Origin of the sequence: Methylomicrobium sp. Wu6 (assembly GCF_035916875.1) — a bacterium.
GTDB lineage: Bacteria > Pseudomonadota > Gammaproteobacteria > Methylococcales > Methylomonadaceae > Methylomicrobium.
In genome coordinates, this window is record NZ_JAXUHN010000052.1 from 16795 (window position 1) to 33319 (window position 16525).

General features: G+C 47.1%; 15 protein-coding genes. All 15 read right to left on the reverse strand.

Annotation, left to right across the window (positions count from 1 at the left end; translation table 11 throughout):
- Positions 1-143: 143 nt before the first annotated feature.
- The 15 genes from U2W12_RS04760 to pseB all read right to left on the reverse strand — a co-directional run bounded on the left by U2W12_RS04760 (position 144) and on the right by pseB (position 16453).
- The gene (locus tag U2W12_RS04760) at positions 144-1298 is read right to left on the reverse strand and encodes a DUF1972 domain-containing protein (RefSeq protein WP_326499524.1); all 1155 of its coding nucleotides are present in this window, start codon (positions 1296-1298) and stop codon (positions 144-146) included.
- 3 nt (positions 1299-1301) lie between these two features.
- A complete protein-coding gene (locus tag U2W12_RS04765; RefSeq protein WP_326499525.1) occupies positions 1302-2507 on the reverse strand; it encodes a glycoside hydrolase family 99-like domain-containing protein in 1206 nt (401 codons plus the stop codon).
- Between the two features lie 17 nt (positions 2508-2524).
- Positions 2525-3655 (reverse strand): glycosyltransferase family 1 protein, encoded by a 1131-nt coding sequence (locus U2W12_RS04770; protein ID WP_326499526.1) that lies wholly within the window; start codon positions 3653-3655, stop codon positions 2525-2527.
- The gene (locus tag U2W12_RS04775) at positions 3652-4914 is read right to left on the reverse strand and encodes a hypothetical protein (protein ID WP_326499527.1); all 1263 of its coding nucleotides are present in this window, start codon (positions 4912-4914) and stop codon (positions 3652-3654) included. Before U2W12_RS04775 ends, U2W12_RS04770 begins: the two co-directional genes overlap by 4 nt.
- Positions 4911-6260 (reverse strand): hypothetical protein, encoded by a 1350-nt coding sequence (locus U2W12_RS04780; protein WP_326499528.1) that lies wholly within the window; start codon positions 6258-6260, stop codon positions 4911-4913. The genes U2W12_RS04775 and U2W12_RS04780 overlap by 4 nt, the downstream gene beginning before the upstream one ends.
- A 47-nt stretch (positions 6261-6307) precedes the next feature.
- Positions 6308-8068 (reverse strand): asparagine synthase-related protein, encoded by a 1761-nt coding sequence (locus U2W12_RS04785; protein WP_326499529.1) that lies wholly within the window; start codon positions 8066-8068, stop codon positions 6308-6310.
- Positions 8065-8838: a hypothetical protein gene (locus U2W12_RS04790; RefSeq protein WP_326499530.1), complete on the reverse strand. Its 774-nt coding sequence runs from the start codon at positions 8836-8838 to the stop codon at positions 8065-8067. The genes U2W12_RS04785 and U2W12_RS04790 overlap by 4 nt, the downstream gene beginning before the upstream one ends.
- Positions 8838-9938 carry a hypothetical protein gene (locus U2W12_RS04795; protein WP_326499531.1) on the reverse strand — a complete coding sequence of 367 codons (1101 nt, stop codon included), beginning with the start codon at positions 9936-9938 and terminating at the stop codon, positions 8838-8840. Before U2W12_RS04795 ends, U2W12_RS04790 begins: the two co-directional genes overlap by 1 nt.
- Positions 9939-10142: 204 nt before the next feature.
- Positions 10143-11195, reverse strand: coding sequence for a pseudaminic acid synthase (pseI, locus tag U2W12_RS04800; protein ID WP_326499532.1), 1053 nt, complete (start codon positions 11193-11195; stop codon positions 10143-10145).
- Positions 11196-11200: 5 nt separating this feature from the next.
- Positions 11201-12709, reverse strand: coding sequence for a UDP-2,4-diacetamido-2,4,6-trideoxy-beta-L-altropyranose hydrolase (gene pseG, locus U2W12_RS04805; protein ID WP_326499533.1), 1509 nt, complete (start codon positions 12707-12709; stop codon positions 11201-11203).
- Positions 12706-13203: a DUF3368 domain-containing protein gene (locus U2W12_RS04810; protein WP_326499534.1), complete on the reverse strand. Its 498-nt coding sequence runs from the start codon at positions 13201-13203 to the stop codon at positions 12706-12708. The genes pseG and U2W12_RS04810 overlap by 4 nt, the downstream gene beginning before the upstream one ends.
- Positions 13200-13451, reverse strand: coding sequence for a UPF0175 family protein (locus tag U2W12_RS04815; protein ID WP_326499535.1), 252 nt, complete (start codon positions 13449-13451; stop codon positions 13200-13202). The genes U2W12_RS04810 and U2W12_RS04815 overlap by 4 nt, the downstream gene beginning before the upstream one ends.
- Positions 13452-13596: 145 nt before the next feature.
- Positions 13597-14292, reverse strand: coding sequence for a pseudaminic acid cytidylyltransferase (pseF, locus tag U2W12_RS04820; RefSeq protein ID WP_326499536.1), 696 nt, complete (start codon positions 14290-14292; stop codon positions 13597-13599).
- Positions 14289-15458, reverse strand: a complete 1170-nt coding sequence (gene pseC / locus U2W12_RS04825; RefSeq protein ID WP_326499537.1) for a UDP-4-amino-4,6-dideoxy-N-acetyl-beta-L-altrosamine transaminase — start codon at positions 15456-15458, stop codon at positions 14289-14291. Before pseC ends, pseF begins: the two co-directional genes overlap by 4 nt.
- Entirely contained in the window at positions 15455-16453 is a 999-nt protein-coding gene (gene pseB / locus U2W12_RS04830; RefSeq protein WP_326499538.1) for a UDP-N-acetylglucosamine 4,6-dehydratase (inverting), read from the reverse strand. The genes pseC and pseB overlap by 4 nt, the downstream gene beginning before the upstream one ends.
- Positions 16454-16525: the final 72 nt, after the last annotated feature.

Here is a 16525-nt window from a genome sequence, read left to right on the forward strand (position 1 = left end):
TTAGGCTATCGGCAGCCTCAAAACTAAGGGAATGGGATTGCAAATCCCGCCCCCTTAGTAGTTTTCATCTAATAAAAGCCCATACTCTTGATACGTTACGATAAAGAATTAACTCCGTTAATACTCAGCTTGTCGAAGTCCATTCACCTTTCAATAAGCCCAAGGCGAGCGGACTTCATTTTTCTTTTGGAAAGATCAGGCAACCACTTAACAAGCAACGCTTCATACTCCACCAACACTTTTTCCCAGGTAAATTCATCCTGGTGGCGCTGCAAAATCCCCTGTTTCATTTCGTCAAGCACACTCGGGCTTTGCAAAACCTCATCCAATCGATCGGAACACGCATCCGCGTCACTGAAATACCGCGCGGACTCACCCGCCACCCAGCGATTAAATGGGTTGTCGTGCGCGATCACCGGATTACCCGCGCCCATCGCCTCGATCAAAGACGGGTTTGTACCGCCCACCTGATGCCCGTGAATATAGGCGACTGAATGGAAGCGCAAAGCTCGCACCACGGCCTTATCGTATATCGCCCCAAGGAATAACACCTCTGCGCCGGCCGCATCCATCACGGCGCGATGGTACGCATTTTTCTCCGGGTCATAATTACCCAGCACGGCAAGTTGGTAACCTCGCGGCTTTTTCGAAAAACCTTTCACGATTTCCAGCAAGGAGTTTTCCGGCTCGGCACGCGCGATCACGGTTAAATAACGCTTAGGTTCCAAGCCAAGCACAATCACCTTTTCGGCATGTGCATCCGTAACCGCATCCGCACCGTAAGGAATCATCGTGATCTTGTCTTCACGCAGCCAGCGGCTTCTCAAATGCTCCTTGATTTTGGGATGGTCGGCCACGAGATGATTACCCAACCAACAACCCGCCCAATCATTCAGCCAGAACCAGGTCTTAGCGACGGGTCCCCACTTGGCGCGCGACCACTCGATGCCATCCATGTTGATCAGATTAGGCACCCCCTTCATGCGAAGCAAAGCGCAAAACGCTGCGGTATTGTAACCCAACGTCAAACACAAATCGCCAAACTGGGCAGCATGTGCTGTGGCCTTCCAGTCGAACACCACAGTGCCCTTCGGGCCTGTCTGCGCAACCGGAATATGTACCCGCTCAATACCTTGCCAAGTGTCTTCAAATACAGGACCGGGTCCGTCTTCCTGGCAATACACCACGACGCGCCAACCATGTGCAACCAGATACAGCGCCAGATGCTCTGCAAAGGTTTCAAAGCCACCGTGAGCAGCAGGGACACCGCGAGTACCGAGGATTCTTAAAGTCTTCATAGCTTATTTCATCTCGCTTGGTGCGCAGGGCTGACCTATCTGCGTACCACATTTACCCAAAACATCTTTAATTGTGTTTAAGTATTCAAAACCCCATTTTTTACTGGGCTCGATATACGCACCCTCAGCCCATTCATTCCACGATTGAATCATGACCAAAGGCATAACGCCTTTTTTATGGGAATCGATTAACGCCTTAGCCCCCTGTAACATCGACCTGAATTTCATGGGACTCGCGTCAGCCCTAACATGAGCCTTACTACCAAGCCAAGGTCTTGAATCACGTCCAGAACTTGTCGGTGGAAAATAGAGAATTTCACCTTTTGTTTTGGCCGCAGCATCATAAGAATCAAGATATGCATCGACCATAACCTGATAATCCAAGGTAACCGGTTTATTGGTCTCCCCCCCTATATTGCACCAACCTGTGTAAGCTGAAAAACCCTGCTTGATGAGATTGGCCTCAAAACTATCCGAAGGACGCGTGTCGTTTGTCGCCACAAAGAAGATGCCAGAGAGCCCCGCTTTTCGAGCCATCTCATCAGCACGATCTAAAAGGCTTTTAGCAGACCAGCCAAATTTTTTTGCGTTGATCTCAAGACGCCCGTTAGTAAAAACAAAAACCACGGGCTTCCCACCCATTCGATAATATTGAGGATGCCCAAGATAATGCTTCAGCCAGAAGCTCACCATATCATCGAATTCTTTTAGATTCCTAGGCACATCACTATGATTTGCCCATAACATGGAAAACTTGAGCTTTGAATTGTTAGAAGCCTTTAGGAAATTTTCAATCGCATGATTTGAACTGGGCGCCTTTCCCTCCCAATACCAATCATATGCAAAAAATGTCACTCCATACTTGTTTGCCCATTCGATATGCTGCTCGGCTACCTTGACATCCTCTTCAGCGTAAAGGCCAAGCAAAGGTTCTCGATCAGGCCAGGGCACATTGGGGGATCTTGAACCAGGCAACCCTTTTATATCGTTCCAATAACCTCTTTTGGAGTGCCATCCGGGGAAATAAAAAACCCCGACCTCGGTCTGTATTGGCTTATGTTTAGATTGGTCTTCCCCAACATTCAACAAACTCTCGGATATAGCATAATTACTGCTGACCAATAAGCCGAAAAATGTCAACAACGTAAAGACGGCATGCCATCGTGAAAAAAATATATTTATGCTGCAGTCTCGTGATTTCAACTTCATATTATTGATCTTTACTACTATCGCATTTTATGGTCAGCTAAAATAAGAGAAGTTAACCTCTGTGCGCCAATATCCCACGAATAGCGGTTACGTACAGCTTGACGTGCATCAGCCAACTGCGCATGATCGACTCCGCCATTGACGATGTTGAGGATTTTTTTCTTAAGCTCATCTTGATCGTCTGGTGCAAATAACCCATCCCCCAAAAAGTCAAAATCAGCCATTGCTGTCGCGTTGGAGCAAAGCGTTGGAATATTCATAGCCACTGCCTCCAACGGAGGAATACCGAATCCCTCGGCCTTTGAGGGGTAGACGAATAAATCAGCCGCGCAATAGAAGTTAACAAGATCGGACTGTCCGACACTGTCAAAATGACGGAAGGCTAATCGACGATCGGATGGTAAATCTGCAATAAATCGATCCAGTTCCGGCACAGGCAATGTCTGGCGACCAACAAAAACAAGCTGATAACCCTTTCGGTCAAGCTCCAGCTCAAAAAAAGCACGCGCAAGCGCCTCGTGATTCTTGCGAGGCTCCAGCCGACTCACGTAGAGAACATAGCGGTCGACGCCATAAGCGGCGCGAATTTGTTGCTTGGCATCTTCCCGTGAGTATGGTTCAAATAACGAGGAATCGACTCCGTTCGGCAGTACATGTATCTGATCTGCTGGTATGCCAAAATCTCTTTGTATTGTAAGTCGCGAATAATCCGAAACAGTCGTTTTGATTTCGGCCAGACTAGCTGCATGCCTAAATAACACATTTCGGAGCAAACGGTACGATAAGGGAAACTCTTCAGGAAAATCGTTAAATAGCAAATCATGAATCGTCACAATCCATCGGCAGTTCTTTATAGGTGGGCAAAAATATTGAAAATGTGCATAATCAATTTGGTATTTTCGAATGATTGATGGAATCTCAAAGCCCAATCGTGCATACCTGTTCTCTGTACGATACTTAATTAACTTAACTTCCGAGCCGAGCCAAGGTTCTTTCTCCAACAGATCATCTGACTGGGCTCCAATCATAATTTCGAATGGACTACCCTGACGAATCATGCTGCCATAGATACCGCGAAGAAAAGTGGTTGTGCCTTGATGTGGACCGTCGAAGACATGGCCATCAACAAATAGTCGGATGTGTGTCATAAAACCTCTCGCGTAAAACGTAAAGAATTAATGCGCATTTCAATATCATATGTGCGAGATGAAATATTATTCATAATAAATAGCATTGCCCATACATACCAAAACAATTGCGTATTAAAATTTGCATTAAACAGCAAAAGAATAATAATAAACGACTCAATAGAAATAAATCCGCACATTCCACGACGAAGAACAGTCAAGAACACAAGAATTACGCCAATTATACCATAATCATAAGAAAATGCAGGGAAAAACCCCAAATTAAGAGTACTAGACTCATATCCCTTATATGACGAGTCTATCACATCGTTAAATATACTCCCAAAATGGATTGCAGCACTTCCTGCCCCATATCCGACATATGTTTGCATAGAAAACCAATCTATTTCTTCCAAGTAAGAAAACAAAGGCCCAACCCTCATAAAAGCACTCCCATCAATGAACCTTAAGCTTTCTAAATTTAAATTACCAGAGGCAATAAGAAAAATGATCCCCCCAACTCTAGATTCTCCACTAATACCAAAGCTGCCTACCACCCCCCCCCCTAAAATTGCTATGAACAAGATTATTATGCGATTAATTTTGGTAGTTTTCTTATGTCTCAAAACCCAATCTAACCCAATCGCACTTAATATAATATATCCATAAACAGAAGAAAATGACCTTAATAAGAAAATAACTGACAAAAGGATAATAGCCTTTGATTTACGTGTGTCCTTAGTAAATCTGCTGTAAACTAGAAAAGCAACAAGCACAACAAATGCAGCATATGATGGCTCACTGGAAAACCCTTGAAACCTCATTACCCCAGACTTAGCGTCTAATGTCCCTTGAAAAAGCCACTCCAAGGATGACAACCCACCGATAAAAGCGAATAAAATTTGAGCTAATAATACATTTATTAAATAAGAATAAATAATTATCTTACTGGTTTTTTGAATACGCTCTCTAGAAAAAACATATTGATGCTGAGCTATAAATAAAAAAAACACGCAAAATAAAATAGAATACCAAAAAGACGACCAGCGGACCTCACCAATATTAATCAAGCTAACAAAAAATAAATAGCCAGCCAAAATAACTACCCCAGGATTATCTAAGACAGGCAATCTGTTTTTTAACCGAATTAATACAAAGTAAACAACAACAGGAAAATATAGAATAAATACAGTAAGCGGCGCAACCCCATCAATTGTAATTACAACAAAATTGGTAAGCGCAATTAACAGCAAAACAAGTACAATACCCCCTCTCTTCATTTAATCACCGCAATAAAGGCATCAACTACTTGTTTAATATTTTCAGCATTCATACAAGCACGATTTGAAACGGGATCACTAATACAACCTTCCGCACTATGCTCATTAAGCCATTGTGTAAACTCTGCGTTAGCCTCTTTGTCTATCGTATGAACTAGACAGTGCAAACCACCGGCGCGCAGGTTTTCAAGTCCAATCTTACGACACCCCGGCAGTTGGTTAAAAAATACGTCGCCAAAAGTCAAACTCGGTATTCCCATAAGCGCTGATTCGTAAGCCATGGTGCCTGAGACGGTAACGACTGCGCGTGAGCGCCGAATGATGGTATGGGAATCGGCTTGTTCGTCGACCAACACAACATTTCTTAACTGACGGAGTTTGCGATAAAAACCCCATGATCGATCACCTACTGCATTGCTGTGCTCTTTTACAAGCAGTAACCAACCATCTGGCAGTGCACGCCAAATGTTAACGATATTATAAAACTGATTTTCATAGTAACGACCGATTACATCGATCGATGCTTCCGGCTGCTTGTGCAAGCCCAGAAACACAAAATTCCGGTTCGCCAGAGTCTCATCGAAACTTGCTTTCGGAACAAGATGGTATAACTCGCGGTTGATTTCTTCAGCGGCTCTAAGTCTGAAGGAAAGCCAACGATTAACTATTAGAGTCGGATCCTTGGCGTCGATGTTTTCCATAGTAAAATAGCGTTTCAGACGTGACAGCCTGGCACTGAAGGTGCGCGCTTGCTGTAACCTCATATCGTTAAGCGCCAGATAATCCGGCTTTTCTGCAATAATCGGAGATAAATTGCCTTCTGACTTATCTTCCTTAATCGTAGGCAACGGGACAAGCTCTGACTGGTATTCATCCCTAAAGAAACCAAATCGTCCTGTGGGCATACGAATAGTATGAGGGCAATAATAGACGGCCTTCAGTTCTTGACAAGAAGTTACCACCCGATGAATTAGAATCTCATGTGCCCAGGTAATCTCCCCGAAGACGAAGCGCACATCGTGCTGCTTCAGGAACTCGTAGATCGGCTGCTGAATGTTATTTAGAAAGGAATATGCCCATCGAACCTGGTATCGTAGCGCGCGATCGCCATGCACCAACTCATTGAGGCGAAAATCGCCTACTGACTCTCGTGCCTGCTCAGCATCATCCTTGCTTAAATAGAGAACAGCATCCGACCCATACTTATCTATCAAAAAATCACGTAGCTTCCGGTTGACGACGATCCAACAGACATCAATACCATTGGCTTGCAAGTGAGTTGCAATTTCATGAAAAAAATATGTTTTATAGTAGTTTGCGACGAAGCAAATATTAATTTTTGACATACTAGGTAACGATTGAGTCATCTATTGGTATTAATTGCTTGAAACTATCAGCATTGAATCCCATATTTTCGAGCGATGATTTCCAGGAACAAAAGGTTATGAGTCTCTACGACCTGCTCATATTCGTGCATGGTCCACTTGCCATTTTTATCGATTCCCCGCTGATACAATGGGCCAAGTTCAAGCTGCTGTCCAATTTCAGTGTCTTTGAGGACGGGGGTATGAAACAGGTCAGTGACATACTCACTCATGCAGCCATTCAAGTACAAATGATTAGTCACGCAAACGGCCTTGTCGCGAAAAATCATGTGCGGTGTTAGGTCTTTCTTATAAGCCTCTCGCAATACAAACTTATTGACTCGTTTTTTAGCTCCACTATGGCCTGCCCGGCCCACTGTCGTCTTTAGTGCCATATCCATTGGAATCGACGCAGAATAATTTGCAAGATCACGATCGTAAAAGGGCAGGCTACACTGATTTCCATATGATCTCGTAACTCCCCCCATGTAAGCCATATCGGAAGTATATTGGCGATCCCATGCAAGATTAACAATATCGTTAAATACTTCTCTTGATGAATTTCCAAAACTTACGTTTTCAACAATATCAGCAAGTAGTTGCTCGGAGGCAAGTCTTCCGCCCGGTGTTCGCGTCCCTAACTGGTGACAGTGATAAAAGTATCTAGCGACGTAAGCGCTTAAATCGGCCCCCATGAAAAGTCGCTCACCTCCCTTATGTATACGCCCATCCATAAACAAACCCTTAATAACGAAACCAGTTAACTTCAGAATCTGTCTACTAAACTGACTATCTAAAAAGTGATGAAGGACAAGTCGATCTAAAATATTGTAAGACGGGGTGTGTAGTCGTGTGTCCTGACCTGCAAAAAGAGTAATGCCATGGAGTTCAGCGCCTCTTATATGATCAGCAATGCATTCTAAAAATATTGCACCCGGATATGGGAAATTCGATCTATCTATCACATCGGAGAGGTCAACCGAACGAGTTGGATCGACAGATACGCACTCGTAACTTAGACCCAACTGCTTTGCCACATTTTCAGCCTCTTCAGATTCGTCCTGTTCGGCCCCGATGGTTCGAAATGTCAAAGCGTGAACTTGTTCCAGACCCAAATCTCGTTTCAAGGCAATTGCCATTACTGTAGAGTCAATCCCTCCTGATAGATAAATCCCATTGGTATGACCAAGTCGCTTTTGATGCGCCCGAGTGATACTATCGCGCAATCCTGAATATAACTCGACTCCTTCTACAGCTAATGGAATAAGTTTGCTGCAACCTTTAATAGTAATATTACCGTCAACATTAATAACAACTGTTTTTCCACGAGGAACGCAGAATACACTATCAAACAGCGTTTTCGGCTCTGCAACATACTCATATGCTAAATACTCAGCACATGAGACTAACGAGAATTTTCTATCATGTCTCGAAGAAACAACTTGATATACATTACTTCCAACGATTAGCCTATTCCCTTCAATAGTATAAAAAATATTTCTGACACCAGACCAATCGCGCGCAAGTACAATCTCACGCCGCACAGGGAATACCGCAGCAATTGCGAACTCTCCATCAATATCATACCCAGTTGTCGAATTACCAACTCCAGGCAGCCATTTGTCTACAGCTATATCGAGTGACTCACCGCAATATGACCGAAAATCAGCTAATACAAAGGCATCATTGAACTTGACTGCGCTGCTCTTGTTCGCACTCATTATCTCGTTCGCTTGCACTATCCATGCATCCGGAGATAGATTTAGATTAACCTCAAATAAAAAACTCATAATTTCGCGTCTCTACTGATTGTAATATTGCTTTGGGTTGCGGCAGGTAAAATTCTTCGCACAAACTTAAAGCCGTTGTAGTCGGTTAAGGCATCTGTTTTGGTATAATTTGGTACATCGCTTTTTCGCACTAACCCAGACGAAACATAAAATCCCGAATGATCGATTGATCGAGCTACTGTCGTACCGGCACCAATAACTACATCGTTTGCAACATGGGCGCCGCCCAGAACCATACACCTAGACCCTATGTAAACACGATTCCCAACCTTTATTCCGGCTTGTATTTTTACATGTTGCAGGTCGAAACCGTGTGTCCAAAATTGAGACCCCTCACCTGCTATTGTTACGTTATCTCCAATTATCAGTTCGTCTGAGACATCCAATAAGTGCCTATTTGTTATAACGCAATCTTTACCGAGATAGAGTTTTTGAAAGCCTTCAAAAGGCGAGATACCCGGCCTCGTGCCAAAGGCGACATTTCCTGTCACAATAGTTGTACCTTCACCCACATAAATCTCTTCCAACCACTTAAAACGATTTAATTTACCTATTCTTACATCATCTCGAAAATTAACTTTCTTTGCAGAAATGTAGTTTAAGAAACCGATTGACACTTTCCCTATTTCGCAATGCTCCGCGATAATAAGCGTGAATGGAGCAATCTTTGCGCCTTTAACAATGCGATAATCAAGCAGTCGACGGTAAAGAAATAGCCGGAAAAAATTGAAAGGAACAAAAGCGATTAAAATAGCAAAATATTTTTTCATTAATTACGCCTAATAATAAAAAGGCTCATAATAAGAAACATTACATTCGATGCGGCTCCCAAAGCCATAGCTGTTGCAATCCTGCTTATCATTGGATATCGAGTAAACATAACCCAAGCGAGAAAAACGCCTGCTGCCGTAATTGCACTACCAAGAACGAGAGAGTTCCTATTTACTCTATTAAGGTAGAGTTCGAGATACCCGCCGATGCACCACAGCAGCGTGTAGATAATGATCAAGGTGAATGTCGTATCTATCTGCGTTGAGGATATAAAGCCAAGGGATGGTGCAAACCATGCTGCGCTATAGGCTACAATGGTTGCCATTAATAGTGTTATTAAATACACAGCAAAAGTTTTTTGATGGAATCTTCTCTGCTCGCTAACAAACAGATGCTTTGCCATGTAACCGCTTACAGCGAGGTGACCCAACTGTATAATAAGCGCCATACGCTGTGAAAAAGAGAAGTTAAACATTTCTTTTTCACTAAGGTAGTTATAAGCATATAACTTACCGAAATTAGCTACTACCATGGTGAGCAATACACTGGCCAATATTGGCCAACCATATTTGAGCGCTGCACTTATATGAACAATTAGTGCGCACATGTTTCCTCTGCCGACAGAAAATCCTATAAATGCGGCTAATGCCACAGCAAGCAAATGCGGCACAACCAATGCTATAGAAAATCCTGTATCACTTATATCACCCAAGAGCCAAATCAATGCTCCGGCAGCGACATATACCGGTATTGATAAAATAAATACCCTGGAAGGCTTGTCTGCAATCCGGTACCAGACTGCGACAAAGCCAACCATGGACAAAAACAGAGCGCGGGCAGTTGCTCCACCCCAATCAAGTATTCGCTCTGGCATCCACAATGACATACACACAAACGCCATTGCTAACACGAATAAATATCCCTTTAGCAGCACCTTGTAAGAGGCAAAAATCGGCTTAATCCGCTCGACGGACTGCTCACTCTGCTTGTATGCATACAAAAGGTAAGTTTTGAGGCCTCCGTCTAAAAATAGCGCGCTCACCGCGGCAGTCGAGAAAATGAACTCGATTTGATTGTACCGTGCTTTGTCACCAGTCAAATACAACACCGTAATCGGAAAACCGAAGATCAATGCTTTCTCAATGTAACTTAGCCCAGCATAGGAGAGGAACCGAACAACTCTTGACCACAACGGACTATGCACTCACACCTCTTGTTTTTATTCTGCACCCCATGCACCAATCCGCATTTACCATTAATGCTTTCACTATAGGAACCCAACAACAAGCATAAATCGCATGTGTTACAAAAGATCGAAATTAAGCGCTGTCCCACGTTTCACATCCTGCTTCACCGGCTTGCCCAATACTTGTTCCTGATATTTGGTAGGTAAACCAAACCCTGGGCGTATCGCCCGAACATTCTCCTGGGTCAACACATCACCAGCTTTAAGATCCTTTACGATATATAGGGAACGCCGGAACTGAAGAGATTTTTTTTCGGCCTCGGTTGCGCCGTAACTCACTTTCCCAAGCGCTTGCCAAGCGCGTTCGGTCTCGACTACCAGTTGCGCCATTTCAGCGGGTTCCATAGAAAATGAGCTGTCGACCCCTCCATCGGCACGATTGAGGGTGAAGTGCTTCTCGATGACCGTGGCACCCAATGCGACGCTGGCTACCGACACGCCCACACCCATAGTGTGATCCGATAAGCCCACTTCACAACCGAACAACTCACGCAAGTGCGGAATAGTCAGAATGTTGGTGTTCTCCGCCGTGGCGGGATAGGTGCTGGTGCACTTGAGCAGGATCAGGTCTTTACAGCCGGCTTCGCGGGCTGCGCGAACCGTGTCATCAAGTTCGGCAATGCTGGCCATGCCTGTGGAAATGATCAACGGTTTACCGGTCGCGGCCACCCGCCGAATCAACGGCAGGTCGGTATTCTCGAACGATGCGATCTTGTAGCAAGGCACATCCAGGCTTTCCAGAAAGTCCACCGCCGTATCGTCAAACGGCGTGCTGAACGGGATGATACCCAGTTCGCGCGCACGATCGAAAATCGGCTTGTGCCATTCCCACGGCGTGTAGGCTTCGCCGTACAGCTTGTAAAGCGACGTACCCGCCCACAGACTTTTGGGATCGCTGATGTGAAATTCGCGCTCGTCCAGGTCAAGCGTCATGGTGTCCGGCGTATAGGTCTGTATCTTCAGCCCATGCGCACCGGTCTTGGCGGCCGCCTCGACGATTTCCAATGCCCGTTCCAGCGACTGGTTATGGTTGCCGGACATTTCGGCGATGATGAAGGGGGCATGGTTTTGCCCGATCAACTTGTCTGCGATTTTGAATTCTCTGGTCATGTTTTTTAATTCAGCTTTTTTAGATAATTTGTATTTTCGACTCGGTAGCCTGCCCCTAAAAACAGTCGATGCGAAGGTTCGTTACCACCTAGCACATTGGCTTGAATACAGTGGATGTCAGGCCGGTTGGCGATCAGCCATTGTTCCACGCTGAGCAGCAGATTTCTCCCCTGCCCGGAATGGTTGGAATCCGGAACCAGATAGATCGAAATCTCAGCACAATCCTCGCGCTTATCAAAACGCACGACGCCTACCGGTACCTCGTCGGTCTCTCCAATGAGAAGGACTCTATCCTGTGAAGCCAGCACAGAAGAAAACCACTTCTGATGATTTTCCCAGGAAATAGGATCAGCATTCCTCGACACTGACCTGATGCTTGGGTGGTTCCGCCATTCGAATAGTCTGGGAGAATCTTCTTCTTTGGCATTTCTGATCGCAATCCCACTGCATCCCAAGTTACCAATGATCCGCGACACCCCTCGCCCATCGACTGCCTTCATGGCTTTGTCAGAAATAAGCCGCCGAAGATACGGATTTTCAATCAGTGCTGAAGCATGCGTCTTGATTACACCAGCCAAATCTTTATCGAACGCTGGCGCATACAACAACCCTTTCTGTGCGGCATCAGCTATCTGTTGTTGCTGGTTGTCGGCCACGCAAATGCTCAGCGCCGGCAAGCCTAAACAACAACGCTCCCACGTTGCAGAACCTCCCGCCCCAATCGCCAGATCGGCAGCCGCCATCAACTCCGCCATCCTGTTTGTTTGCACATGGCAAACAAACCCTTGCGAAGCGCAATTAGTTTCAATTTCCGCACGGCATGGATGCTGTGCACCGATCACCACATCCACATGCAGGCCTTCGACTCCCATCTCGGCCAAGGCCTTGATGGCGAGTCTCGTGTAGTTATCCGCATCCACACCGCCAAAAAACACCAGGATTCGCTTTACTGGCCCTGTGCGCGGCCTGACTTGCTCACGCAGTTTTCGAAATTCATCACGTAGCAAGGCATAACGTGGGCCCAGCAATAATTGGCAATGCGCGGGCACTTTATCGGCATAACGCGTTTGCATGTCTGCATAGAAATTCTGATCCAGCAGCACATCGCAATCGTGGCTCCGGTCGGCGATGTCATCGATCACCATAATCTGTCTGGCAGAGGTGCGCATTGCACTTTCCCAGCGCGCATCCAGTGCATAGTGGTCGATAATCAGCCAATCCCAGGTTTGGTCAGACAGCGCCTGAATGGTTGCTTCCGCATCCTGTGCCTGACTGGTTCCCAGCCAATGCGAATGCGCAAGGTCGTCAGTAGCTGACGAACCTTCATTACTGCTTAGTAATGAGAGCTCCATGCCTTTTGCTGCCAGCATGTCGCGTAAATGCGAGGGTAGTCCTCGGCTGATAAAACGTATCTGCGCCCCTTTTCTCTTCAGCGCATCGGCCAAGGTCAGGCAACGCATGAAATGGCCTGTCCCGATCTGGCTGGTGGCATCGGCGCGGAAAGCGATATTCATGACGCGTTACCTCGCTGGGTATTCTCCCCAGCCATTTCGAGGACGGTTTGTATCAAATTCTCGCTCATAAAAACCGGACTGGCGGCAATTTGTTCGATCAAGGGAGCAATACGAGGAATCAAACCGATTCTTTTGGCTTGAAGTAATACTCCTAATGAGCCCACCGTTTTAATCTGGTTAATTTTTGCAACCTTGCGCCCACGCTTGTCGTCAATAAGCAAGTAGTCAGCAGACACTTCCTTGTAGAGAAGCATCGCCTGGGTTTCGCCGGCATCGGCAAAAGCATCCAGGTAAACATATCGCTGCATATCCACCACACGAACTTTATCGTGCAGATAGCTTCGCAGACGTGCGGATTGCGGCTTGCCAGGAACAGTTACTTCGGAAAAAACTGCCTCGGGTACGAGAACGTTGCCGAAAAGCGCTTCAAGCAGGGCGAGACTGTCGCAGGCCGCAAGGACAATTAGCGCTGAAGCATCTGCTACCAAAATCATGTTCGGTTAAATCCAGCCAGTTCTTCAAGCAGTTCATCGCGCGTGATGTCAACGACGGGTAACCGGTTTGCCTTGCAGATGCTCATGAAGTCATAAAGGTTGACTCCTGCCAATTCTGCGGCTTTAACAAGCGTTACTCTCTCACGCTGGTAAAGCCAAAGAGCATAAGAGGTCCGCACTTCTTGCTGAATGTCGGATACAGCCTGAAATGCGACAAAGTCGTTAGGTAACTCGATTGCTATTTGCATGATTGCTCTCCAATTGGGCGCAAAGTTAGAAATGCTGCGTCACGTTGTTCTAAGCCGTCCGCTAAAATCAGACCGCATATGAAGAAGGCTGGTTTAATTTGGCTACTGGAATGAATGCGGAAGCCATGCGATTTGCTTTGCATGCTCAATTTTTATGCTGCATGATAATTGGCGCCAATATCTCGGCGCGCTCCCAATCATCCTGCGTATCAATATCTTGCACTCGCCAACGGGGAATCATGACCGGTTTCGAGCGCCGGTCAAAGATGCGCCGGCTCTCCAACCATGATGCAGACCGCCCCCAATAGAACTGTCCCGCATCATGCAACGCTACCGGCAAATCCTGCGACCGCGTGACAAAATGTTCAGGAAAGAACATCTCTATGCCGCCTTCGGCTGTTTGTTTAAACGAACGAAAGATCGGCGCGGCAAAGTCGGTTGCCGTGAAAGCATAATCCCAATCACCCGATCTCAACGCCTCCCATCCTTGTATCAAATCATCTTTCTGCACAAACGGTGCTGTCGCATAGATGCAGCATACCGCTTCTAGGCTGAACCCTTGATCCAACACCCATTGCGTTGCATGAGCAACGACCGGCGTCGTGCCGGCGTAGTCGTTGGATAGTTCTTCAGGGCGCATGAAGGGAATTTCCGCGCCCCACCGTATGGCCGTTTCGGCAATATCCGCATCGTCCGTGGAGACGATGATGCGCTCAAACAGTCCGGACGCCTTGGCCGCCTCGATCGACCAGGCGATCATCGGCTTGCCGCAGAAAGGCTTGATATTTTTACGCGGAATACGTTTGCTGCCGCCGCGCGCAGGAATGACGGCGATGTTCATTTTGCAGTAACCTCGCGTAATACGTCGACAACTTTATCTTGCTGCGCTTCGGTCAATCCCGGGTACATCGGCAGACTGATCGCTTCGTCATAGTAGTGCTCTGCTTCCGGACAATAGCCTGCCTTGAATCCAAGCCCTTCGTAGTAAGGCTGGGTATGAACCGGGATATAATGCAGGTTGACGCCGATGCCGGCTGCACGCAAGTCCTCGAACACTTGCCGATGGGTACCGCCAATTTCTTTCAGCTTCAAACGAATCACGTAAAGATGCAAACCGGAATAGCTGTCCGGGTGCTGCCAAGGCGTAACGACCGGCAAATCCGCCAATAACCGATCATAGCGCTTGGCGATGGCGTGCCGCCTGGCGACGAATTCGTCCAACCGCTGCATTTGGCTCAGGCCCAGTGCGGCTTGCAAGTCGGTCATGCGGTAGTTGTAGCCAAGGTCGATCTGCTGGTAGTACCAGGGACCATCCGGCACATGAGTCATCTCGTTCACGTCGCGGGTAATGCCGTGGCTGCGCAGTAACTGCATGCGTTTCGCCAACTGCGCATCTTTGGTCATGGCCATGCCGCCTTCCGCCGTGGTGATGATCTTGACCGGGTGGAAGCTGAATACGGTGATGTCGCTATAGCGGCAATTGCCGATCGGTTCGCCGCGGTATTTACCGCCAATCGCATGCGAAGCATCCTCGATGATCTTGAAGCCATATTGCCGACTGAGCGCATGGATGCTCGCCATGTCGCAGGGCTGTCCGCACAGGTGTACGGGGATCACGACCTTGGGGAGATTGCCGAACTTTTCCGCCTGCGCCAGTTTTTCCGCCAGGCGCTCCACGCTCATGTTGTAAGTGCGCGGATCGATATCGACAAAATCGACCTGTGCGCCGCAATAAAGCACGCAGTTCGCGCTCGCCACAAACGTGATCGGGGTGGTCCAGACGATATCGTTTGGACCTACGCCCAGTGCCAAACAGGCAATGTGCAGGGCACTCGTGGCGCTGTTCACCGCAATGCCGAATTGCGCGCCGCAATAGCCTGCGACACTGTTTTCAAAAGCGGGAACGGCCGGGCCTTGTGTCAGGTAGTCGGAACGCAGTACATCGACAACCGCCTGAATGTCTGCGTCGGAAATATCTTGCCGACCGTAAGGGATCATCGTAGTCATATTTTGCCGACTTTTTCGCGGTTTTGGACGATCCACGCTTGCAGCGATTCAACACTCATCCATTCGGTGTTATTGTCCGAGCAGTAGGTAAAATCTTCGGCGACTTTCCGCCCGTCCTTGATGCGGTAGGGATCGTTGCTCCAGTTGTGTATGGCGGGTAGTATTTTGAAGTGCTCTGGGTATTCATAAGTGTAAAGCGCATCTTCTACCCCGATCATTTGTTCGTGGAGCTTCTCGCCGGGACGGATGCCAACGATCTCGTGTTTGGCGTCAGGCACGCTGGCGAGTGCGACGTCGGTCACTTTCATCGAAGGAATTTTTTTGACGTATATTTCCCCGCCCATCATGTCATCAAAGGCATGCCATACCAATTCCACACCTTGTTCCAGGGTAATCATGAAACGGGTCATGCGGTCATCGGTGATAGGCAGTGTGCCTTTGTCCGCAATTGAGAGAAAGAAAGGAATCACCGAACCGCGCGAGCCCATCACATTGCCATACCGCACTACCCCAAAACGGGTATCGTGAGCACCGGCGTAGGAGTTGCCCGCCACAAACAGTTTGTCGGATGCCAATTTTGTCGCACCGTACAGATTAGCCGGGCTGCTGGCCTTATCGGTCGAAAGCGCAACGACGCGTTTAACGCCTCGATCTATACATGCATCAATCAAGTTCATCGCGCCCATTACGTTGGTTTTAACGCACTCGAATGGGTTGTATTCGGCGGTGGGTACAATCTTGGTCGCGGCGGCGTGGACTACATAATCAATGCCATCCAGTGCGCGCGAAAGACGATCCTTATCGCGCACATCGCCAATGAAGAAGCGCACGCGCGGGTCATTGGCATAGAGTTTGGCCATCTCCCACTGCTTCATTTCATCGCGCGAATAAATGACAACTCGCCGCGGATTGTATTTGGTCAAGGTCATCGGGACGAAAGTGTTCCCGAATGAACCTGTTCCCCCAGTAATAAGAATGGATTGATTTGATAACATTTTTAGTCTTGTTTTTGGTTATTACATTTAATTAAGGTTGAAACCGTATTAATCCACGGCTCGCCGATTATT

Excerpts from the sequence above, each read along its gene's own strand:
- U2W12_RS04760 (WP_326499524.1), bottom strand. The coding sequence starts at position 1,298 with ATGAAGACTTTAAGAATCCTCGGTACTCGCGGTGTCCCTGCTGCTCAC.
- U2W12_RS04765 (WP_326499525.1), bottom strand. The coding sequence starts at position 2,507 with ATGAAGTTGAAATCACGAGACTGCAGCATAAATATATTTTTTTCACGA.
- U2W12_RS04770 (WP_326499526.1), bottom strand. The coding sequence starts at position 3,655 with ATGACACACATCCGACTATTTGTTGATGGCCATGTCTTCGACGGTCCA.
- U2W12_RS04775 (WP_326499527.1), bottom strand. The coding sequence starts at position 4,914 with ATGAAGAGAGGGGGTATTGTACTTGTTTTGCTGTTAATTGCGCTTACC.
- U2W12_RS04780 (WP_326499528.1), bottom strand. The coding sequence starts at position 6,260 with ATGTCAAAAATTAATATTTGCTTCGTCGCAAACTACTATAAAACATAT.
- U2W12_RS04785 (WP_326499529.1), bottom strand. The coding sequence starts at position 8,068 with ATGAGTTTTTTATTTGAGGTTAATCTAAATCTATCTCCGGATGCATGG.
- U2W12_RS04790 (WP_326499530.1), bottom strand. The coding sequence starts at position 8,838 with ATGAAAAAATATTTTGCTATTTTAATCGCTTTTGTTCCTTTCAATTTT.
- pseI (WP_326499532.1), bottom strand. The coding sequence starts at position 11,195 with ATGACCAGAGAATTCAAAATCGCAGACAAGTTGATCGGGCAAAACCAT.
- pseG (WP_326499533.1), bottom strand. The coding sequence starts at position 12,709 with ATGAATATCGCTTTCCGCGCCGATGCCACCAGCCAGATCGGGACAGGC.
- U2W12_RS04810 (WP_326499534.1), bottom strand. The coding sequence starts at position 13,203 with ATGATTTTGGTAGCAGATGCTTCAGCGCTAATTGTCCTTGCGGCCTGC.
- U2W12_RS04815 (WP_326499535.1), bottom strand. The coding sequence starts at position 13,451 with ATGCAAATAGCAATCGAGTTACCTAACGACTTTGTCGCATTTCAGGCT.
- pseF (WP_326499536.1), bottom strand. The coding sequence starts at position 14,292 with ATGAACATCGCCGTCATTCCTGCGCGCGGCGGCAGCAAACGTATTCCG.
- pseC (WP_326499537.1), bottom strand. The coding sequence starts at position 15,458 with ATGACTACGATGATCCCTTACGGTCGGCAAGATATTTCCGACGCAGAC.
- pseB (WP_326499538.1), bottom strand. The coding sequence starts at position 16,453 with ATGTTATCAAATCAATCCATTCTTATTACTGGGGGAACAGGTTCATTC.